The organism is Bittarella massiliensis (ex Durand et al. 2017) (assembly GCF_009876955.1).
Lineage (GTDB): Bacteria > Bacillota > Clostridia > Oscillospirales > Ruminococcaceae > Bittarella > Bittarella massiliensis.
Genome location: NZ_WWVY01000009.1, coordinates 101,938 through 122,863, shown reverse-complemented (window position 1 = coordinate 122,863; position 20,926 = coordinate 101,938). Strand labels below are relative to the sequence as shown.

Here is a 20,926-nt window from a genome sequence, read left to right as displayed (position 1 = left end):
CGTTGTAAACTGATACTATTCCAGAGCAGCCGGACCGGCTGCTCTGTCCATCGGGTGGTGTTTCCTTGTTCGGCTATGTCAAGCCCTTTCAGCCCTATCTCCGCGTCTGCGAGTTGGACACCTACAAGTCCCTCTATTGCGGGCTCTGCCGCCAGCTGGGGGCCAGTTTTGGCCCCTTTTCGCGGCTGACCCTCAGTTACGACTTCGTCTTTCTCGCCCTCCTCTTCACCGGCCTTTCGGAGGAGGGACCCCAGTACGGCCGCTGCCGCTGCATGGCCAACCCCCTCAAAAAAAAGGCCTGCTGCCTTGAAAACGAGGGGCTGCGCTTCTCCGCCGGGTGCGCCATGATCATGGCCTATTACAAGGCCAAGGACAACCTGCACGACCACGGCTTCAAGGACCGGGTGCTCTCCGCCCTCTCCTACCCCTTTTTGGCCCGGGCGCGAAAAAAGGCCGCCCGCCAGTACGGGGAGATCGACGCCATCATGGCTAAAGCCATGGCCGCCCAGCGCCGCATCGAGGAAGAGGGCTGCGACAGCATCGACCGGGCGGCCGACCCGTCCGGCACCTTTTTGCGCCAGGTGTTTGAACAGGTGGCCCGCACCGACGGGCAGCGGCGCATCCTCTCGCGCATGGGCTACCTCCTGGGCCGCTGGATCTACATGATGGACGCCTTTGACGACCTGGAGAGCGACCTCAAGCGGGGAAACTACAACCCCCTCATCGGCCGGTACGGCCTGCGCGGGGGGGAGGATTATAATCGGGCGGCCATCGGCCAAGATATTGTGGAGATGCTCAACTTCACCATCAGCGAGTTTTCCGCCGGCTACCAACTGCTGGAGCTGTATCACTACAAGCCCATTTTAGACAACATCGTCTTTCTGGGTTTTAAAAATACCCAAGCCAACGTTTTTACCAAATACAAAGGGGACGCATAAATGGACGCATATCGAGTACTGAGGGTATCCCGCGACGCCAGCGACGAGGAAATCAAATCCGCCTACAAAAAACTGGCTACCAAATACCACCCGGACAACTATGTCAACAACCCGCTGGAGGACCTGGCCGCCGAAAAGATGAAGGAGATCAACGCCGCCTACGACGAGATCATCACCGACCGGCGCTCCGCCAAGCACACCGGCAGCGCGGCCGGCTCCGGTGCGGGTCCGACCAGCTCCCAGCGCCGCTACGGCGCCACCACCCAGTTCGGCGACGTGCGCAAGCTCATCGAGCAGGGGCGGATCGTCGAGGCCGAGGAGATCCTCGACGGGGTGCCCGGCGGCTCCCGCAGCGCCGAGTGGTACTTCCTCAAGGGCTCCATCTTCTACAACCGCGCCTGGCTGGAAGACGCCCTCAAGTACTTTCAGCAGGCCCAGAGCATGGACCCCGGGAATCCCGAGTACGCCGCCGCCATCCGCCAGATCCAGAGCCAGCGGGGCGGCGCCATGTACGGCAACCCCTACGGGGGCGGGTACAACACCAATCCCAACGTGGGCGGCTGTTCGGCCTGCGACGTCTGCAACGGCCTCATCTGTGCCGACTGCTGCTGCGAGTGCATGGGCGGCGACCTGATCCGCTGCTGCTGACAAGCTCTGTAAACGCCTTTCAAGATTGCGGGGGACCGTTGTGAAATCCAGAAGTTTTCGGGTGGCCCTGGGTGGAGTCCTGGGTGCGTTGAGCATCGTCATGCTCTTCTTCTCCGGCCTCTTTCCCTTCGCCTCCATCGCCCTGCCCGCCGTGGCGGGGGTGCTGTTTATGCCCATCGTGGTCGAGTCGGGCCGCCGGTGGGCCTTTTTCTGCTATCTGGGGGTGGCGGTGCTGGCGGCGCTGCTGGTGCCCGACAAAGAGGTGGTCTGTCTCTTTGTCTTCTACCTGGGCTACTACCCCATCCTCAAATCCAAAATCGAGGAGCTCTCCCACCGCTGGCTCCAGTGGGGCTGCAAGCTCCTCCTCTTCAACGGGGCGATCCTCCTCGCCTACTACCTGATGCTCCACGTCTTCGGGCTGGCGGCGGTGGCCGACGAGTTCTCCACCTACACCACCGGCTTCCTCGCGGTGCTGCTGGCGGTGGCCAACGTCACCAACGTGGTCTACGACATCGCCCTCACCCGGGTGGTCTCGATGTATGTCCACTGGTTCCGCCCCAAATTTCTGCGCCGCTTCTGACCCCGTCCCATCGCCCTCCGCCCCCCGCCTGCCGCGGGGGCTTTTTTGCGCCCGCTTTTGCAGGGAGCACCCGCCCATCCTGCAATTTAAATGGGCGGGGACCGGCGGACACCCCTCCCTCTCCTCTCCAGTGATTCCCTTTTGGCCCATCCCTTTCGGACGGGTGGGAGGGAACGCTTCTCCCCTCTCCTCTTTTCTTTTTGGGGGAGAAATCGCGCAAAAAGCAGCACGAATTTTGACTTTTTGCATAACATGGGGTATAATATCTTTCACTTGTGAGGAGAAAGGAGGGCAGGGGAAGAGAAAGCGCCAGGGCCCACGGGGCCGACGAGGCGGAGGGTGATCGAAGATTCGGCGGATGCCCTCCCGGCTTTGGCAGAAGAGATTCTGCCCGGTCGTGACCGGCGCCACAAAACCCGCTGGCAACAGCGGGGACAAAGGGCGTTCGGGGAACAATTTTTGAAATGATTTGAGGGATACATAGTATGTGTGGAATCGTAGGGTATGTCGGCCGTGAAAACTGCGCCGACCTGTTGATCGACGGTCTGAGCAAACTGGAGTACCGGGGGTACGACTCGGCCGGGGTGGCCATCTTTGACGAGGGGGCCATCCGGGTCGTCAAGGCCCAGGGCCGCCTGGCCTGTCTGGAAGAGAAGCTCAAGTCCCAGGGCTGGCCCACCGGCCACTGCGGCATCGGCCACACCCGCTGGGCCACCCACGGGGTGCCTTCCGACGTGAACTCCCACCCCCACTGCGGCAAGCACACCGCCGTGGTGCACAACGGCATCATCGAAAACTACATCGAAATCAAGGAATTTTTGCTGGGCAAGGGCTACACCTTCCAGTCCCAGACCGACACCGAGACCGTCGCCAAGCTGCTTGACTACCACCTGGAAAACGGCGCCAAAGACGAGTTTGACGCCATCAGCCGCACCCTGCGGCAGGTGCGGGGCTCCTACGCCCTGGGCATCCTCTTTGACAGCTGCCCCGACAAACTCTTCGGCGTGCGCAAGGAGAGCCCCCTCATCGTCGGGCTGGGCGAGGGGGAAAACTTCATCGCCTCCGACGTGCCTGCCATCCTCAAGCACACCCGCAACTACTACCTGCTGGAGGAAAACGAAGTGGCCACCCTCACTGCGGAAGGGGTCACCATCACCGACCTGGACGGAGCCCCCATCGAGAAAGAGGTGCTCACCGCCACCTGGGACATCGAGGCGGCCGAAAAGGGCGGCTACCCCCACTTCATGCTCAAGGAGATTTTTGAGCAGCCCTCGGCCTTCTCCAACACCGTCTCCCCCCGCCTGCGCGACGGGAAGATCGACCTGGGCATCGAGCTGACCGACGAGCAGCTAAAAAACTTTAAGCAGATCCACATCGTCGCCTGCGGCACCGCCATGCATGCCGGCATCGTCGGGCGCTACCTCATCGAAAAGCTGGCCCGCATCCCGGTCAATGTGGACGTGGCCTCTGAATTCCGCTACCGCGACCCCATCCTCAACAAAGAGGACCTGGTCATCATCATCTCCCAGTCGGGTGAGACCGCCGACACCCTGGCCGCCATGCGGTTGGCCAAGAAACACGGCGCCCACACCCTGGCGGTGGTCAACGTGGTGGGCTCTTCCATCGCCCGCGAGGCCGACAGCGTCCTCTACACCTGGGCCGGCCCCGAAATCGCCGTGGCCAGCACCAAGGCCTACACCGTGCAGCTGTCGGTGATGTACCTGCTGGCCTTCAAGCTGGGGCTCTGCAAGGGCACCCTCTCCCAGGCCGACGCCGTCGCCCTCATCGACGAGCTGGCCGGCATCCCGGTACAGCTGCAGTCGATCCTCGGCCACGCAGAAGAGTACAAGGCCATTGCCGAGAAGTACTGCCACGCAGAAGACATGTTCTTCATCGGCCGGGGGCTGGACTACGCCCTCTCCCAGGAGGGATCTCTCAAACTCAAGGAGATCTCCTACATCCACAGCGAGGCTTACGCCGCCGGCGAGCTGAAGCACGGCACCATCTCCCTCATCACCGACGGGGTGCCGGTCATTGCCCTGGCGACCCAGCAGCGGCTGTGCGAGAAGATGGTCAGCAACATCAAAGAGGTCAAGGCCCGCGGGGCCGACGTCCTCTTCATCTGCTACGAGGGATACGGCGACTGCTCGGAGTTTGCCGACAGCGTCATCGCCCTGCCCCAGTCAAACGACCTCTTTGCCCCCTTGCTCTCCATCATCCCCATGCAGCTGTTTGCCTACTATGTGGCCCTCCTCAAGGGCTGCGATGTGGATAAACCCCGCAACCTGGCCAAGAGCGTCACCGTGGAGTAAATTTTCAAACGGCAAAGTCTTTCAGAGGGAGCCCGCCTTGACGCGGGCTCTCTTTTTTTGCCCCCCAGCCCCAGTCTTTGTGGAAATAGAGGGGCGGTTGTGTTATGGTGGGTAAAAAGAAGAGTGTCCGCCTTGTGGCGGACGCTCCAGCAAGAAAGACATCTGTGGAGGTGTAGGAAAAATGGAGTACCGGGTGGACGACCGGGGGCTTGACGCGGCGGCGTTTCTCTCCTTTGTCAACCAAATATGGCCGGGCGACTACGACCTGCAAAAAACCGAGCGCGCGCTGGCCAAGACCATCAACATTGCGGCCTACGACGGCCAACTGCTGGCGGGGTGCCTGCGCATCCTCACCGACGGCTATTATTTCGGCACCATCACAGAGTTGCTGGTCCTCCCGCAGTACCGGCGGCAGGGCGTTGGCAGCCATCTTCTCCGGCTGGCCCGGGAGCACACCCCCACCATGCTGTATTTTGGCGCACAGCCGGGGTCAGAGGGGTTCTATGAAAAGAACGGGTGCCGGCCGAGTCTGCCCTCCTATGCCATTCGAAAAAAGGGGGCGCAGTGAGCCCCTGCCTCTTCCAGAGGGCGGCTTGTTGCTGGTGACCCCTCCCTCTCTGTAAAGGGGACAGGTCCTTTCCCCCTCTCCCCTTTTACCCCAGCAGTTGACTGCGCCGCTGGGCCTTTTCGCTCTCCTGGCGGCAAACGTACTCTCATCTGGGGAGAGCGCGAAAAGCTGCTGCCAGACAATACCATCTTTTCGCGGTCGGCGAGCCCTTCGCCCAGCCATATAAGAAAATGGCGTACACGCCTTTCTCCATGGGGACGGCCAATCACAGAGAAGCCTCCCCCGTTCCGAAGAACGCAAATCCCTTCTTCTCCTCTCCCCTCGCCCGGATGGGCGCTTGGGCATTTTGGCCTTTTCATTTGCAATCTTCCAACCCTAAAATAGCGCTTAAAACCACCGCCGTATAGCGCCGTCTTTCCCCCGCGATTGACAGGCTTTTTGTCCAGCCGTATAATGAATAAGGAAATGCTGTAAAGCAGTAAAATCATCGCGCTGTCCCCTTCACCCGCGACTGCGGGACAGCCGCTCTATTGGGAGGAAGAACAGATGGACCTGCATCAACTTGTCAAATCGCACGAGTCATACGTGGTGGAGCGCAGACGGGAATTTCACATGCACCCTGAGCTGAGCTTGCAGGAGGAGTGGACCTCCGGCCGCATCGCCGAGGAACTGGGCGCTATGGGCATCCCCTACGAGATCGTGGGCCGCCGCAACGTGGTGGGCGTCATCGAAGGGGGAAAGCCAGGCAAATCTCTGGCCATCCGCGCCGACTTCGACGCCCTTCCCCTGGAAGAGGAGACCGACGTCCCCTATAAATCCCAGATCCCCGGCTGCATGCACGCCTGTGGGCACGACGCCCACGCCGCCATGCTGCTGGGCACCGGCAAGGCCCTGCTGGAAATCAAAGACCAGCTGGCGGGGAAGGTCTACCTCTGCTTCCAAATTGCCGAGGAGGCCGGTCAGGGTGCCGACGAGATCGTGGAATACCTGCAGGGCAAGGGCGGGGTCGATCAGGCCATCGGCATCCACGTGCTGGGGGACTTGAATCCCGGCACCCTTGAACTGGTGCCCGGGGCCCGCCTCTCCGGGGCCGAGATTTTCTACATCGATGTCAAGGGGGGGGGGGGACACGGCTCCCGGCCCGACCTGACCGTCGACCCCATCAAGGCCACGGTGGACTGCTACCAGCGGCTCATCACTATTCCGGTCAACCACCACAGCATGTTTGACACCTGCGTGGTCAGCCCCTGCGCCATCAAATCGGGGGACCGCTTCAACATCGTCCCCGAGACCGGACACATCGAGGGCACCATCCGCTACTACAAGTACGGCGATGGGCAGAAGGTGCTGGAGAAGATCCGCCAGACCTGTGAGGGGGTCTGTGCCTCCCACGGCTGCACCGTCGAGGTGACCAGCGCGGTCGCCGCCAAGTTCCCCCTCATCAACGACCCCGCCGCCACCGAGGACGGCCGCCAGATTGCCCAGGAAATGGGACTGGAACTGGTCGACGGCAGAGATCCCTCCGCCGCTTCCGACAACTTCGCCGAATTCCTGGCCGCCTTCCCCGGCTTCTACGCCAACCTGGGCTGCCACTCCACCCGCCCCGGCACCTCCGGCAACCACCACAACCCCACCTTTGACGTGGACGAGAGCGCCCTCCCCCTGGGGGTCGAATTCTTCGTTCGCTACACCTCTTTCTTCCTGGGCCAGTAGGGCCCCTTTTCCCAGATATATCGAGAGGGAGATGCACAGGATCTGTGCATCTCCCTCTTTTTTTACCGGTACCGCCGTGCTATCCGGCCCTCCTGGCGCGGTCCTTTTTCGCCAGGATGCGCACACTCTCACAGCCTGCAAGGCAGAGTTTTTCAATATAGCTGGCGGCGTGGTCGATGGCCTTCTCCGGCTCAAAGTTGCCGCTTTCACCGGCGCATTGGCAGACATTGTCCAGCACCACTGAAATACCCCCGGCCCGCAGTCCCCAGACCCGGGCCAGCACAAAGATGAGGCTGGCCTCCATCTCGGCCGCCACCACCCCCATCCGCTTCAGGTCATCAAAGTGGCTGGCCCAACTGGACTGCCAGTAGCCGCCAAAAGAGGAGCCCGGCTTTGCATGGCGGGCGTAAAAGGTATCGGCCGAGCGGGTGGTTCCCACATGGTACCGCTCTCCCATCCCCTCTGCCGCCTCGACACAGGCGTTCACCACTTCGTAGTTGGCGGCGGCGGGGAACTCTACCGGCGCGTAGAGCTTGGAGGCCCCATCCAGCCGGACGGCCGAGTCAAAGATGGCGATATCCCCGTTCTGAACCCAATCCTGAAAGGTACCGCAGGTCCCGATGCGCAGAAATGTCGTGGCGCCGCACCGGGCCAACTCCTCCATGGCAATGGAGGTGGAAGGCGCGCCGATCCCCGTGCTGGCGCAGCTGATGGGCACCCCTTTGTACTCCCCGGTATAGGTGACGTACTCTCGGTTGCTCATCACCTTGGTGGCTTTGTCCCAATACTTGGCGACCATCTCCACCCGTCCCGGGTCTCCCGGAAGCAGCACGTAAGGGGCCACCTGCCCCTCCTCGATTTTCATGTGGAATTGCTGTGACATGGTCCGTTCCTCCCTGTTTTTTTGTAGTGTGGAAAACGGTTAGAACGGCGGAAAGAGTTCCCTTAACGCTTCGGCCTGCGAGGGGGCGAGGGCGACCTTTCCCTTTTTGGAGCCCGCCAGTCCCCGCTCCCGCAACCGGTGCAGGATGCGGGTCACTGTGCGCACCGAAAGGCTGGTGGCCTCTGCTATCTCCTGGTGGCTGCGCCGGATCACCACCCCTGTCCCTCCCTTGTGCCCCTCTGCCTGAAAGCAGCTGACAAGGTAGAATGCCACCCGGCTCTCACTCTCCATCACCAGGGTATTTCGGTCCAAGAGCCCCTGATAAAGCAGAGCGCTCACCGCTTCACTCGCCTCCTTCATCAGGACTTGCGGGCTGTCTGTGAGCCAGCGGAGATAGGCCTCTCGAGAGAGGGCGCAGAACCGGCAGGTGCTCTTGGCCCGCACCGTCGCCGCCAAAAACGGGCTTTTCCCCAACGCCTCCCAGTGTCCAAACCGAACAAAAGGCGAAAACTCCCGCAGGGTGTAGGTGGTGTAGTTCGGCTGGTGGGTAGCCACCTGTACCCGACCCTCGATGAGGGTACAGACCTCCCACCAGCTGTCTCCCTGGCGCATCAGCACCTCGCCCGAATTTAGGTCGAGCAGGCGGATCTCGGTTCCCGGCGCCAAATTGGCAAACTGTTCTTGCAGCTGCGCCCGGCGGCCCTCCTCTTCTCCGGCCAACCACTCCTGCACCGTCACAGGTACTCCTCCTCTCCTGCCAATGTCGATGGGCATACCGCCGATTTGGAGGCTGCTCCTTTCCATTTCCCTGGCACCATTGTAGTCCCCTCTTCTTTCACAAAAAAGGCCAGCTGTCCATACCTTCTCATTTTGTACATCCTTCCCACTCCTTCCTCCTTTTCTTGACGACCCTTTCAAATCGGATTGCTGTGTCCAACCCCTGTTCCCTCACCTACAACGAAGCCTGCTCTCTCAAAGCACAACCGCACCCTGCTTGCCGGTCTGGGGAGCGGCTTTTTCCCCCTTTGCCTGCAAAGGGGGCCATGCTGCCTACAACCGAAAAAAGTCCAGAGCAGATATATCCCCGCCCCTCCTTTGTCAATTTTTTTCCTATCATAACATCTGGCCGGCTGCAAGGGGAGATGGCAAACAGGCGCTGGGCTACCTTCCAAAAGCAGCCCAGCGCCTGTTTATAGGATAAAAGAGAAGTTATCGCAGACAAATGACCTGCACGCCATTCCCATTCTCCCCTGTGCGGGCAAAAAGCCTGTATGATAATACCATAAGTCTTTCCCCTGCCAGCAGGGCCAGATCGAGCTCGTTCGCGTGCAAACTCCTTCTAAGACGTCTCTGCCCTATCTCCCCAGTGTTTGGGCAGGGCGCTCCGGGTGCCGTCAGGAGAGGAGGATACCGGCCTTGTCTGCCATAAACTTCATCCACCGATCTCGCTTCATCATCGAGACCCTGTCGGTCACCGTCTCCCCTGTTTTTGCGTCCTCATGGGTGATGACAATGCCAATGGGCATCAAGCTCTGCGAACACTTTCCCAGTTCGCGGATGGTCTTGTAAGGGATGATGAGATTCTCTTCCAGCAGCCCTGTCGTGACAATCAGCCGCTCTTCGGTAAAATAGGCCCAGCCCTGTTTCCATCTGCCCATCTTTCCGACCAGGCGCTCCACATAACTCGCCTGCAGAAAGTCGATTAGGGTGTCTCCCTGCTCCATGGCGCCCAACTCCACAAGTTTTGCCTGCTGTTTCTCCAACTTTGATGCGCTCATTTTATCTTTTTCCTCCTGTTTTTTGATTCGCCCCACTGTGGTGAAGTATCTGTCTCTATTTTACCACTAATTTGGTAATATGAAAACAGGCCTTTTTTTGCACACTTTTCTGCCTTTTAAAAATTGATCGAAAGACATCTACATCCAGATCTTTCCTAGTTATTTTGAGGATTGCAAAGTCTGCATTGTCTTAAAAAAGGGCGAACAAGTTTTTTAAAAAGCATTTGTTTTGCGTGTTGTTTTTCTGCCGTCTTGGAGAAGGGAGGAAATCGCCAGCTGCCAGAGTGCCCCCATCGCAGCGGACAGCCGGCAAAATCATCCCCTTCTCTTTTTTCATTATCCGGGTCGAGTGGCCGTCGTAAACAATCAAGAGCGCGACCGCTCAAGGCGACCGCGCTCTCTTTCATCGCTGCTATTTGGCGTAAACTTCCGCCATCTTATAAAACAGGTTGACAAACCGCTGGCGATCGGCGCCTCTGACCACCCGGCAGTTAGGGGTCTTCCCCTCTCGGTTGCGGTAATCCACCACCGTCCGGCCCATGCAGGGACCGTGGGTCTCCACCGAAACGGGCAGCCATTCATAGGTAAAGAGATCCTCGTCCAGCAGAGCGGCAATGGTCACCGCGTCCGGGGGCGAATGTTTGCCGGCAAACGGCGTTCCAGCCATGCGGGACTTTCTCTCTTCTTCACGCTTGGCCATAAACTCAAAGAAATTCTCGCTGTACCGGTTCTTCATCCCCACAAAGGTGTCGTACTCCTCGTCGGTGAGGTAGCTCATGTGGCAGGCGTCCAGGTCGATCATGGTCATGGGCACCCCCGCCTGAAAGACAATTTCCGCCGCGTGGGGGTCCGCCCAGACGTTGAACTCGCCATAGGGGGAGTGATTGCCCGTTGTCTGGGCCCCCCCCATGATGATCAGATGCTTGATCAGGCCCTTGAGTTCCGGGTATTTGAGGAGGGCGATGGCGATGTTGGTCAGGGGGCCAACAGCAACAATCTGCATCTCCCCTTCGGCCTTTTTGCACTCCTCATAGATGACATCCCAGGCGGGCAAGAGGTCCAGTTCCTTATCGGTCTCGGGCAATTCCAGGCCGCCCATCCCGTTTTTCCCGTGGGCCATCTCCGCCGTCTCCTGGGGCACGATCAGCGGCTTCTCCGCTCCGGCTGCCACCCGGGTCCCACGCAGCCCCATCATCCCCGCCAAACGGCGGGCATTCTCTTTTGTGTGGCAGAGGGGGACATTCCCCGCCACTGCGGTGATGGCGCGGATCTCCACCCGGTCGCTGGAATTTGCCAGCAACATGCAGAAGGCATCGTCCACTCCCGGGTCGGTGTCAATAATCAGGGGAATCTTCTTTTCCAAATCAATCATACTCCTCTCAAATGGCGGTTTATCCACCTTGTTTTGCAGGTCGGTATAGGGGGCCTCTTCCTTCACGGAGATTCGGCGGCAGGCGCGCCCAGCGCTCCAGCTCGGCCGCTGCATCAGGATATTGAGACTGTCCTGCCCTTTGGCCTTCCCTGCTTTTCGCTCTCTTCGCAATCTTCTCTTACCGGGAAACCTTGTTGCCCGCCGTTTCCCCATAGCCCCGCCGCAGGGCATCTTTCTAGACATCGGGCGAAATGATCTGCCCCTCCGGCTGCAAATGCAAATTCACGTTTTCTTCACAGCCATTGGCGCAATGTAGCCATTGAGGCCGTCTGCCGTCCATCTAAGCGGCATTTAAAGGGGCTCAGTCAACACACATAGAACCAGCCTACCGGCAGTCGCTTCCTGTCCCTCTGCCTTTGCAGCGGCGAGTCTTTTTGTTCATCGCGGCCGTCCTGCCGTCAATTCTTAATGCATTTTTTGTCTAGGCAACCTGCCCGTCGTAGTGGTGTAACAGCTCTTTGATGAGCCCCACAAAGGCCTCTCTGTCGATGTCCAGCCCCACATCGCAGTTGGGCTCTTTGCCGGTGACACCGCGAAAATCGGTCACCGTGCAGCCCACCGTGTGCTCGCCGTCCAAATCGACCGAGACATTGAGGCGCTCTGTCCGGCAGATGCTGGGCTCGATGACCCAGGCTACGGCCACCGGGTCGTGCAGAGGGGTTTCATTGACGCCGATGGACTTGTAGTAGCTCGAGAAAAAGTCCAGCAAATCGGCCACCATCACCGCTGCCCGGTTGCCGATGGCCCGGAAGTCGGCGATATCGCTGTCCCGGATCAGGGCCTTGTGGGTGATGTCGATGCCGCACATGGTGATGGGGATGCCGGAGGAAAAGACCAGATGGGTCGCTTCCGGGTCCTGCCAGGTGTTGAACTCGGTGGTGGGGGTGCGGTTGCCACTGAGGGCCGCCCCGCCCATCAGGGAGATGCGGCTGACCTTTGCCTTGAGTTCCGGGTGGGCCAAAAAGAGGGTGGCGATATTGGTCAGGGGGCCCAGGGGAATCAGGGTGACCGGGCGGTCACACCCCTCGATCAGTCGGCGCATAAACTCGACTGCGTGGGTGGAAACGGGCTTGGAGTGGGGCGGCGGCAGCGTTGGGCCGTCCAACCCGCTCTCGCCGTGTACGTTGGCCGCCACCGTCAGCTCTCTGCGGATGGGGCCCTCTGTCCCCACAGCCACCGGCACCTCTTTGCCGATGTAGTCGAGCACCGTCAGGCAGTTCTTGGTGATTTTCTCCAATGTCTGATTGCCGCCCACCAGGGTCACCCCCAGCACCTCCAGCTTTTCGCTGGCCAGCGCCATGGTGAGAGCAATGGCGTCGTCATGCCCGGGGTCGCAGTCGATAATAACGGGGATCTTCTCCACAGATGTCTCCTCCTTTAAATAGCTACAGCCCTCTTGGCCGGCTGCCTTGGAAAAAACAAATGGATAGCCAAACAGCTATCCATTTGCAAGATATTTGGATTTTGACTATCTGGACATGCGGAGCTTTTTGATTTTCGCTTCGCGGCGGATAGCGTAGACGATCAGGCCGATCAGGGTGACGAAGTAGGGGATCATCAGAACCAGCTGATAGGGGATCTTCAGCGACTGCAGGATGGTGGCGATCGCTTCGGCAGCGCCAAACAGCATGGCGGCCAGCATGGTGCCAACAGGATGCGAGTTGCCGAGGTTCATAGCAGCCAGGGCGATAAAGCCACGGCCAGAGGTCATTTCACGCTGGAACCAGGTCACATAGTCCATGGAGAGGTAGGCGCCGCCCAGAGAAGCGAAGAAGCCACAGATGATCAGAGACATGGCTTTGATCCTCTTGACGTTGACGCCGACAGACTCAGCGGCATCGGAGTTCTCGCCGACTGCACGGATCCGCAGACCGATGGCGGTCTTGAACAGCAGGAAGGCGGCGATGAACACGCAGATGAAGGCAAAGTAGGTCAGGATGCTGTGCCCGGAGAGGATCTCGCCCAGAACAGGGATGTCCTTGATCAGGGGGATGTCGATGCTGGGCATTTTGTAGCTGGTCAGCTTTGTTGATGTGCCCTTCTCACCCGTTATCATAAACAGTACGAATATGGTAAGGCCGGAGACGAAGGTGTTCAAAGCGGTACCGGCAAGCACCATGTTGGATTTCATGTAGATGCCGTCCCAAGCGAGGATGGCGGCAATCAAAACGCCTACCAGAATGGCGGCCAGAATGCCAGTCCAGAGGCTTCCACTGTAGTGGCACCCGAGAACGCCGCCCAAAGCCGCGGCCAGCATGGTACCTTCCAAGTTCAGGTTCAGAACGCCTGCTCTTGCAGTAAAGATAGCGCCCAGAGAAGCCAGCAGGATGGGGGTTGTAAAACGCAGAGCAGCTTTCAGGGTAGCCCAACTAAACAGAGTCGAAAAAATCTGTTCTAACATTACTTCGCAACCTCCTTCACAGCAATCTGTTTCTGAGCATTCTTAACGATGAGCTTGTGTTTCCACTTGGCCAGGAACATGTCGGCAGCAACCAGCATGATGACAACGCCCTGGATGATGAACACGAACTCGATGGGCATATCGGTAACACGGGACATGACGTCAGCACCGGTACGGATGTATGCCAGGAACAGAGCGGACAGGGGAACCATCGCGGGGTTATAGCGAGCCAGGATGCCGACCATCAGGGCGTCGTTGCCGTAGGTCGGGGGAGCTTCCCAGGTGAACCGGGTGAACAGACCCATCATCTCGACAGAGCCGCCGATACCGGAGATGATACCGCCGATGATCTGGGAGTACATCATAACGGAGGCAACCGCGATGCCGGAGTACTTGGCGAAATCCTGGTTCTGGCCGACTGCGCGGATGGCGTAGCCCCATTTGGTTTTGTAAAGGAGCAGGTAAGCGAAGACCACGACCAGGGCGCAGACAATGATGCCGGTGTGAATGCGGGTGCCCTTGATCAGAACGGTCAGCTTAGCGGATTTGTGGAACTCGTAAGAGGCGTTGAAGCCAGCATCTTTGTCTTTGAAGACGTAAATCAAGAAGTAGGCGACAAAGTTGTTGACGATGTAGTTGAGCATCAGGGAAGAAACGACCTCAGAGGCCTTCCATTTCACCTTCATGAAGGCGGGAACAGCGGCGATGGCACCGCCGATGATGGCGCCCATGAGGATGACCAGCAGGCTGTGCAGGCCCCTCGGCAGCTTCACGTAGATGGCAAACCAGGAGCTCAAGCAGGCCGCCAGGAAGAAGGAGGACTGGGTGATCATGGAGAACTGGTTGGCCGAGTACATGATGGCAACACCGACGCCGCAGAAGGTCAAGGGGATCGCCAGCTCGATGACGTTCGCCATCCGGCGGACGGACTGCAGAGGCCCAATCAAGAAGACCTTGAAGGTCTCAAACGGGTCTTTACTGACCAGCAGGATGAGGATAAACGCAATTACAAAAGAGATGAGAACACAGAGAACAGTTTTGAAAAAGTCAAAGCGTTTTTCAATTTGTTTACTAGTCATAGCAGACCCTCCCGATTTCCTCGTCGGACATTCTCTTCAGGCCCAGCATATACTCACCAAGAATGAAGTCGGTGACCTGAGAGGCATCTTCAAAGTAGGCAACGATCTCGCCGCCGCACATGACAACCAAGCTGTCGCTCAATTCCAGCGCTTCGTTGAGGTCTGCGGTGATCAGCAGGACAGCCGCTCCGCCATCTCTCAGCTCGACGAGCTTTCTGCGGATGAACTCGGTGGCGCCGACGTCGATACCGCGGGTGGGCTGGTTGGCGACAATCAGGCGGGTATCGCCGGAGAACTCTCTGGCGACAACGACCTTCTGCATGTTGCCGCCGGAGAGCATCCGGACCGGCTCATTGCGGTCGCCGCATTTGACCAAGAACTCCTTGATGAGCTCGTCTACTTCGGAGTCGAGCTTCTTGTTGTTCATCAGGGGGCCCTGCTTGTAGTCTTTCTTGTAGTAGCGGTCAGAGATGATGTTGTCCTTGACCGACAGGTTCTCGGAGCAGCCGTAGGTCATGCGGTCCTCGGAGATGTGGGCGACGCCCATCTCGCGGATCTGGCGGATGGACTTGCCGCGAATGGACTGGCCGTCGATGGTGATCTCGCCGTTGTTCAGCGGCAGCAGGCCGGTGATGATCTCGGAGATCTCGCGCTGGCCGTTGCCCTCAACGCCGGCAATGCCGACGATCTCGCCCTTGCGGACGCTGGCACTGAAGCCTTTGACAATGTCGCGGCCCTCTTCATCTTTGTATGTAAGATCGCGGATCTTCAGCACGGTCTCTGTGGGCTGTGCTTTGGTCTTGTCGATCTTCAGCATGACGTCGCGGCCGACCATCATCCGGGAGATATCCTGCTGGGTCACGTCTGCCACAATGGCGGTGCCCACGGATTTGCCCAGGCGCAGGACGGTCAGGCGGTCGCAGAGCTCTTTGACCTCGTCCAGGTGGTGAGAGATGAAGATGATCGTATGGCCCAGCTCTTTCAGGTGGCGCAGCTGCACGAACAGCTCGGCGGTCTCCTGCGGGGTCAGAACAGCGGTGGGCTCGTCGAGGATCAGGATCTCGGCGCCGCGGATCAGAGCTTTGAGGATCTCAACTTTCTGCTTGTTGCCGACAGCCAGCTCCTCGACCTTTCTGGTGACGTCCAGCTTAAAGCCGTACTTTTCACAGGCTTCCTGGGCGACCTTGTTGGCCTGCGCCATGTTCAGCGGCCCGAACTTGCCGAACTTTTTGGGCTCCATGCCCAAAATCAGGTTTTCAGCGATGGTCAAAGAAGGGCAGAGCATAAAGTGCTGCCAAACCATGCCTACCCCAAGGGCGATGGCCTCTAGGGGGTTGTTGATTTTGACCTCTTCTCCCTTGATGACAATGCGGCCTTCTTCGGGGGTTTCACTACCGAAGAGGACCTTCATCAAGGTGGACTTGCCAGCGCCGTTCTCGCCACACAGCGCGTGGATCTCGCCCTTATTAACGGACAATGTTACGTCTTTGTTGGCCACAAAGCCATTGGCGTACACTTTGGTAATGTTGTCCATTAATAGAATTTCTTCTGGCATACAATCACCTCGTACTTACCTTTAAACGGCCTGCCTTTTGACAGGACATTTGCAGTAGATTTTCGTGATTTCGGGCGCTCGGGACACCCAAAGATTAGTACTGAAAACCCCGCGGCCGCACCATACGCCGCACGGCACCCAATACTAATTTCACTATCATAAATTCTAACCAATTTGCTTGGAAATGTAAACAGGGAATGAAGAAAACCTCTTTATAGCACATATATGGCTTTTAGATTTTATGCAAATTGTCAATTTCTGAATTTTTGCTAAGAGGAACGCTCTAAAATAACTAGATAAAATTGCCATAAACATTGAAAACAAACTGAACTTAATTTGTACAACTGTATAGATGATTGTGTTTTTGCGGTGGTCCCCTCTTGTCAAATATAACAGTTTCCTCATTTTTACAGTTCGTTCACAAGTTTTGTTGATTGCGTCTATTTTCCCCTTTTCTCCCCCTCATGCAAAGGGATGCTCTATCCTGCCCACAACTTGCACTTTCACCATTCAGAAATATTGCTTCTCAAGAAAGCAAGCGCTTTTTTGTTTTCGATGGGAGCCTGACAAACCTCTTTTGCAAAAAAAGAAGAGCGGAATCATCCGCCCTTCTTTTTATTGTTCGCTAGCAGTTTACGGTTTCACAGAGTCACGGCGTTTGTTCAGCTCGTCCTGAGCCATGCCGTAGCCGGTGGTGACCTTCACTTTGCCGCTCTTGATGTCCTCGCGGGCAGCAGCGACAGCGTCTTTGCACTCCTGAGGAGCATTCTGCTGGTAGTAGTCGTTCTCAGCCAGATCGGCAACGCCCTTCTCAACGCCCCAGTCCTCACGGGTGCCGTAGTAGGTGGCAGTGCCGTTGTAGGTGTCGGTGATGGCGGTCTCCAGAGCCACGTTCACTCTCTTTTCAGCGGAGGTGATGATGACTGCGGCGATCTCAGGTTTCTCGTCTTTGAAGAACTCGTACTGGTCAGCGTCCACGCCGATGCCCCAGATTTTCTTCTCCTGGCAGGCCTGGAACACGCCCAGACCAGCGCCACCGGCGACCTGGTGCAGAACGTCAGCATTGTTGTTGTTGACCATCATCAGAGAGAACTCTTTGGCTTTGGGGGCGTCGGTGTAAGAGCCGTTGTAGACCATGGCGACCTTGCCATTGGCGTCAGCTCTCTGGACACCCTCAATGAAGCCAACCAGGAAGTCGTTGATAACGGGGGCTTCCATGCCGCCGACAAAGCCAACAGTCTTGGTGTCGCTCAGGGTGATGGCGAAAACGCCGGCCAGGTAGTCACTCTCGCACTGACGGAAGGTGATGGCGAAGACGTTGGACATTTTGATCTCGGTGCCCGGCTCGATGTCGAAGCAGACGAACTTGGTGTTGGGCCACTCGTCAGCGTGTCTCTCGAGGATCTCCAGGAACTCGTTGCCGGAGAAGATGATCATGTCGTACGCATCAGCGCTGTCCAGCAGGGTGGGCTCCATCTTGGATTTGTCGGTGCCGTACTCAACTGCTTTGTAGGTGATGCCCAGCTTTTCGCCGGCGGACTTGACACCCTCGTAGGAGATGTCGTTGAAGGACTTGTCGCCCAGGTTACCACAGATGAAGCCGACGCTCTTGATGGCGCCCTCTTTGGCGTCGCCGCCAGAGTTGCCTTCATCCTTGCTGTCGCCGCAACCGGTCAGGGCCAAACCCGCGACCATGGTCACTGCCAGCAGCATTGCCAGAAGTTTTTTCATTTCGAATAGCCTCCCCATAAAAATACTTGAGATGGGTTTTTCCATGTTTGAAGTATAATCCTTTCGTAACAGTTCGTCAATAAAATCGAACCGTTTTCTCTAATATGGAACAAAATCTCGTCCTTTTTTTGTGCACGATTTATAGAAAACCATAAATTTCATTTAAAAGTTCCCCTTCCTTATATAAATGGGCGTTTTCTCTTCAACTTTTGTTCAAAATTTTCTATCAAATGTGATTTTCTGCGAAAAATCTGCCTGCTTTCCAATTTTGGCAAAAAGATCCGCTCAGGCGGACAATTCCCCCTTTTTGCATCTGTTTTCAGCTGCAAAGTCGCAGAGGATAGAAGATCCTTTCTCCTCCGTTGGCCTTTTGCCACTCCTTCTTTTTCACCCGTCAACTGCTATCTTTTTGCAACCACAAAGAAGGAAGGGCGCTCAGGCGCCCCCCCTCCTCGCAACTTCCCTTTAAAGTTGTTACGGTTTTACCGAGTTACGGCGTTTGTTCAGCTCTTCCTGTTCCATGCCGTAGCCGGTGGTGACCTTTACCTTGCCGCTCTTCACATCTTCGCGGGCCGCGTCAACCGCATCTTTGCAGGCCTGCGGCGCGTTGGCCTCATAAAAGTCGTTTTGGGCCAGGTCGGCAACCCCCTTTTCAATTCCCCAGTCCTCCCGGGTGCCATAGTAGGTGGCGGTGCCGTTGTAGGTATCGGTGATGGCGGTCTCCAGGGCCACATTCACCCTCTTTTCAGCGGAGGTGATGATGACTGCGGCGATTTCGGGTTTTTCGTCCTTAAAAAATTCGTACTGGTCGGCGTCCACGCCGATGCCCCAAATCTCAGCTTCTTGGCAGGCCTGGAATACACCCAACCCAGCGCCGCCGGCAACCTGGTGCAGAACGTCCGCCTTGTTCTGATTGACCATCATCAGAGAGAACTCTTTTGCTTTGGGGGCATCGCTGTAAGAGCCGTTGTAGACCAGCGCCACCTTGCCGTTGGGGTCTACCCTCTGTACCCCTTCAATAAATCCGACCAAAAAGTCGTTGATGACAGGGGCCTCCATGCCGCCCAAAAAACCGACGACCTTGGTTTTACTCAAAGTCATGGCGAAGGCGCCGGCTAGGTAATCGCTCTCGCACTGGCGGAAGGTAATGGCAAAGACATTGGCCATCTTGATCTCAGTGCCCGGCTCGATGTCAAAGGCCACAAACTTGGTGTCCGGGAATTCATCGGGGTATTTGTACAGATACTCCAAAAATTCGTTGCCGGAGAAGATGACCATGTCATAGGTTTCTGCGCTGTCCAGAAGGGCCGGTTCCATCTTCGATTTGTCGCTGCCGTATTCCACAGCCTTGTAGGTGATGCCCAGTTTCTCACCGGCGGATTTGATGCCGGCGTAGGAGATGTCGATAAACGACTTGTCGCCGAGCGCGCCGGCGAGGAACGCCACGCTCTTGATGGCCCCCTCTTTGGTCTCGCCAGAGCCGCCTTCCTCTTTGCTGTCGCCACAGCCGGTCAGAAGCATTCCCGCTATCAATGTCAGTGCCAATAACAGTGCGCCGATTTTCTTCATGTCAAGCAGCCTCCTCAGAATGGCCTCTCAAGGGTGGATTTGTTTGCCTTGACCATATACTATATCTAAAAATATGTCAACATGTAAATAAAATCTTCTCTCTTTTTAATTAATACGGCCACTCCTTTTGTATCCATTGAACAGAAATATCGGTAAAGTCACCTGTTTTTACCTGCCACTGATCCCAGCCTCTCTCTGTCAAAGGAAGCTCACCGGCAGCCTCCGCTTCCGTGGCACGCCCCTTTTCTGCACACAAAAAAGAGGAGAGCGAAATCGCTCTCCTCTTTTGATTTGATTGAGCCGTTTGAAAACCCGCTTGTTGAGAGACCTCTCTCTTAGGCTTTGGCTTTGTTGCGCAGGGCGTTCAGGGTATCCTGGTCCATGCCGTAACCGGTGGAAACTTTGATGGATCCGTCGATGATCCCCTTCTTGCACTCGTCGACAAATGCGCGCTGCTCTTCGGTGGTGTTCTCTTTGTAGTAGTCGTTCTCGACCAGAACGGTAACTTCCTTCTCAACGCCCCATTTTTTGATGGTGCCGAAGTCGCTGGTGTCGCCGTTGCAGGTGCGGGTGACGATGTCCTCGATGGCGATATCATTGCGTTTGAGCATGGAGGTCAGGATGACATTGGCGATCTCGGGCTTGGAGTCCACGAAGAACTGCCGCTGGTCGGCGTCAACGCCGATGCCCCAGACACCCTTGTTGTCGGCCGCAGCCTCGAACACGCCCAGGCCAGCGCCGCCGGCCACGCCGTGCAGAACGTCCGCCTTGTTGGTGGTGATCTGAAGGAGAGCGAACTCTTTGGCCTTGGGGGCGTTGGTGTAGTCGCCCACGAAGGCGATGGCCACCTTGCCGTCAGCCTTGGCGTGGAGGGCGCCCTCGATGTAGCCGACCATGAAGTCGTTGATAACGGGGGCCTCAGCGCCGCCGACAAAGCCGATGACACCGGATTTGGAGATCTTCATAGCCAGCGCGCCGGCCAGGAAGTCGCCCTCGTTCTGGGCGTAGGTGATGCAGAAGATGTTGGGGAACTTGGGATCCTTGTCGGGGTCGATGTCGAAGCCGACAAACTTCACGTCGGAGAACTCCTCCGCGTGGCGCTGGATCAGCTCCAGCTGCTCGCCGCTGGAGAAGAAGACCATGTCGTAGTTCTCAGCCGCGTCCAGGAAAGCGGGCTCCATCTTGGACTTGTCGGTGCCGTACTCGATGACCTTGTAGTCCAGGCCCAGTTTCTTGCCGGAGTTGACGATGCCGTCGTTGGCGATGTCGTTAAAGGATTTGTCGCCCAGGTTGGTGGTGACAAAGCAGATGCTCTTGATACCGCTCTTGTTGTCGCCGCTGCTGTCGCCAGTACCCTTGTCTTTGCTGTCGCCGCAGCCAACGAGCGCCAGAGAGGCGATCATGGTCACGGCAAGCAAAGATGCCAGTAATTTTTTCATTTTGAAACCTCCTCCAAATGGTTCCCCGCGCCACACGGGGATTGTCAAACGGGTTTTGCTGTAACTAATTTTAGCCAGCTGGGAATGCCTTGTCAATTCAATTGCCCCATCTTTGCCGATTTCCATTAAAAGCAATTTTGATTTTTGTCTACTTTTCCTTTTTATATGTAAGTTGTTCATATAGAAAACCGTTTTTACATTTCATTGTAGTAAAATGCTACAACTTTTTTGTCAAAGTCTTCTTTTCCTCCTTTCCCGTTGCCGGCCGGTCGAAAATATGCAAATTGCATGCAACTATCA

Annotated in this window: 17 protein-coding genes; 6 read left to right on the top strand and 11 right to left on the bottom strand. The window is 57.2% G+C overall.

Features of this window, described 5'->3' with window-relative positions; all coding sequences use genetic code 11:
• The first annotated feature begins 65 nt into the window (after positions 1–65).
• From GT748_RS10850 to GT748_RS10825, 6 genes are all read left to right on the top strand, one after another.
• Entirely contained in the window at positions 66–938 is an 873-nt protein-coding gene (locus tag GT748_RS10850; RefSeq protein ID WP_021658554.1) for a DUF5685 family protein, read from the top strand.
• On the top strand, positions 939–1,586 hold the full coding sequence (locus GT748_RS10845) for a J domain-containing protein (protein ID WP_021658555.1): 648 nt from the start codon (positions 939–941) through the stop codon (positions 1,584–1,586).
• Positions 1,587–1,626: 40 nt separating this feature from the next.
• A complete protein-coding gene (locus GT748_RS10840) occupies positions 1,627–2,166 on the top strand; it encodes a hypothetical protein (RefSeq protein WP_143161532.1) in 540 nt (179 codons plus the stop codon).
• A 485-nt stretch (positions 2,167–2,651) separates the two neighbouring features.
• Positions 2,652–4,478 carry a glutamine--fructose-6-phosphate transaminase (isomerizing) gene (gene glmS, locus GT748_RS10835; RefSeq protein WP_021658558.1) on the top strand — a complete coding sequence of 609 codons (1,827 nt, stop codon included), beginning with the start codon at positions 2,652–2,654 and terminating at the stop codon, positions 4,476–4,478.
• 181 nt (positions 4,479–4,659) lie between these two features.
• On the top strand, positions 4,660–5,046 hold the full coding sequence (locus GT748_RS10830; protein ID WP_021658559.1) for a GNAT family N-acetyltransferase: 387 nt from the start codon (positions 4,660–4,662) through the stop codon (positions 5,044–5,046).
• A 546-nt stretch (positions 5,047–5,592) separates the two neighbouring features.
• A complete protein-coding gene (locus tag GT748_RS10825; RefSeq protein ID WP_161222343.1) occupies positions 5,593–6,759 on the top strand; it encodes a M20 metallopeptidase family protein in 1,167 nt (388 codons plus the stop codon).
• A gap of 79 nt (positions 6,760–6,838) precedes the next feature.
• Here the strand turns inward: GT748_RS10825 and GT748_RS10820 are convergent, their stop codons facing one another.
• The 11 genes from GT748_RS10820 to GT748_RS10770 all read right to left on the bottom strand — a co-directional run bounded on the left by GT748_RS10820 (position 6,839) and on the right by GT748_RS10770 (position 20,626).
• Positions 6,839–7,642, bottom strand: a complete 804-nt coding sequence (locus GT748_RS10820; protein ID WP_021658562.1) for a nucleoside phosphorylase — start codon at positions 7,640–7,642, stop codon at positions 6,839–6,841.
• 39 nt (positions 7,643–7,681) lie between these two features.
• Positions 7,682–8,380 carry a Crp/Fnr family transcriptional regulator gene (locus GT748_RS10815; protein WP_161213519.1) on the bottom strand — a complete coding sequence of 233 codons (699 nt, stop codon included), beginning with the start codon at positions 8,378–8,380 and terminating at the stop codon, positions 7,682–7,684.
• Positions 8,381–9,036: 656 nt separating this feature from the next.
• Complete coding sequence (locus GT748_RS10810) at positions 9,037–9,420, bottom strand: hypothetical protein (RefSeq protein ID WP_044992047.1); 384 nt, start codon at positions 9,418–9,420, stop codon at positions 9,037–9,039.
• Positions 9,421–9,832: 412 nt separating this feature from the next.
• Entirely contained in the window at positions 9,833–10,783 is a 951-nt protein-coding gene (locus GT748_RS10805; RefSeq protein WP_052537604.1) for a nucleoside hydrolase, read from the bottom strand.
• 490 nt (positions 10,784–11,273) lie between these two features.
• A complete protein-coding gene (locus GT748_RS10800) occupies positions 11,274–12,215 on the bottom strand; it encodes a nucleoside hydrolase (protein ID WP_161213520.1) in 942 nt (313 codons plus the stop codon).
• A 105-nt stretch (positions 12,216–12,320) separates the two neighbouring features.
• Positions 12,321–13,253 (bottom strand): ABC transporter permease, encoded by a 933-nt coding sequence (locus GT748_RS10795; protein WP_161213521.1) that lies wholly within the window; start codon positions 13,251–13,253, stop codon positions 12,321–12,323.
• Positions 13,253–14,332: an ABC transporter permease gene (locus GT748_RS10790; RefSeq protein WP_021658572.1), complete on the bottom strand. Its 1,080-nt coding sequence runs from the start codon at positions 14,330–14,332 to the stop codon at positions 13,253–13,255. The genes GT748_RS10795 and GT748_RS10790 overlap by 1 nt, the downstream gene beginning before the upstream one ends.
• On the bottom strand, positions 14,325–15,887 hold the full coding sequence (locus tag GT748_RS10785) for an ABC transporter ATP-binding protein (protein WP_021658573.1): 1,563 nt from the start codon (positions 15,885–15,887) through the stop codon (positions 14,325–14,327). The genes GT748_RS10790 and GT748_RS10785 overlap by 8 nt, the downstream gene beginning before the upstream one ends.
• Before the next feature lie 633 nt (positions 15,888–16,520).
• Positions 16,521–17,618: a BMP family ABC transporter substrate-binding protein gene (locus tag GT748_RS10780; RefSeq protein WP_044992048.1), complete on the bottom strand. Its 1,098-nt coding sequence runs from the start codon at positions 17,616–17,618 to the stop codon at positions 16,521–16,523.
• Positions 17,619–18,092: 474 nt separating this feature from the next.
• On the bottom strand, positions 18,093–19,187 hold the full coding sequence (locus tag GT748_RS10775) for a BMP family ABC transporter substrate-binding protein (protein ID WP_083546597.1): 1,095 nt from the start codon (positions 19,185–19,187) through the stop codon (positions 18,093–18,095).
• A gap of 335 nt (positions 19,188–19,522) precedes the next feature.
• Positions 19,523–20,626 carry a BMP family lipoprotein gene (locus GT748_RS10770; RefSeq protein ID WP_044992050.1) on the bottom strand — a complete coding sequence of 368 codons (1,104 nt, stop codon included), beginning with the start codon at positions 20,624–20,626 and terminating at the stop codon, positions 19,523–19,525.
• Positions 20,627–20,926 lie beyond the last annotated feature (300 nt).

Excerpts from the sequence above, each read along its gene's own strand:
- GT748_RS10810 (WP_044992047.1), bottom strand. The coding sequence starts at position 9,420 with ATGAGCGCATCAAAGTTGGAGAAACAGCAGGCAAAACTTGTGGAGTTG.
- GT748_RS10795 (WP_161213521.1), bottom strand. The coding sequence starts at position 13,253 with ATGTTAGAACAGATTTTTTCGACTCTGTTTAGTTGGGCTACCCTGAAA.
- GT748_RS10820 (WP_021658562.1), bottom strand. The coding sequence starts at position 7,642 with ATGTCACAGCAATTCCACATGAAAATCGAGGAGGGGCAGGTGGCCCCT.
- GT748_RS10830 (WP_021658559.1), top strand. The coding sequence starts at position 4,660 with ATGGAGTACCGGGTGGACGACCGGGGGCTTGACGCGGCGGCGTTTCTC.
- GT748_RS10845 (WP_021658555.1), top strand. The coding sequence starts at position 939 with ATGGACGCATATCGAGTACTGAGGGTATCCCGCGACGCCAGCGACGAG.
- GT748_RS10785 (WP_021658573.1), bottom strand. The coding sequence starts at position 15,887 with ATGCCAGAAGAAATTCTATTAATGGACAACATTACCAAAGTGTACGCC.
- glmS (WP_021658558.1), top strand. The coding sequence starts at position 2,652 with ATGTGTGGAATCGTAGGGTATGTCGGCCGTGAAAACTGCGCCGACCTG.
- GT748_RS10770 (WP_044992050.1), bottom strand. The coding sequence starts at position 20,626 with ATGAAAAAATTACTGGCATCTTTGCTTGCCGTGACCATGATCGCCTCT.
- GT748_RS10825 (WP_161222343.1), top strand. The coding sequence starts at position 5,593 with ATGGACCTGCATCAACTTGTCAAATCGCACGAGTCATACGTGGTGGAG.
- GT748_RS10780 (WP_044992048.1), bottom strand. The coding sequence starts at position 17,618 with ATGAAAAAACTTCTGGCAATGCTGCTGGCAGTGACCATGGTCGCGGGT.
- GT748_RS10790 (WP_021658572.1), bottom strand. The coding sequence starts at position 14,332 with ATGACTAGTAAACAAATTGAAAAACGCTTTGACTTTTTCAAAACTGTT.
- GT748_RS10775 (WP_083546597.1), bottom strand. The coding sequence starts at position 19,187 with ATGAAGAAAATCGGCGCACTGTTATTGGCACTGACATTGATAGCGGGA.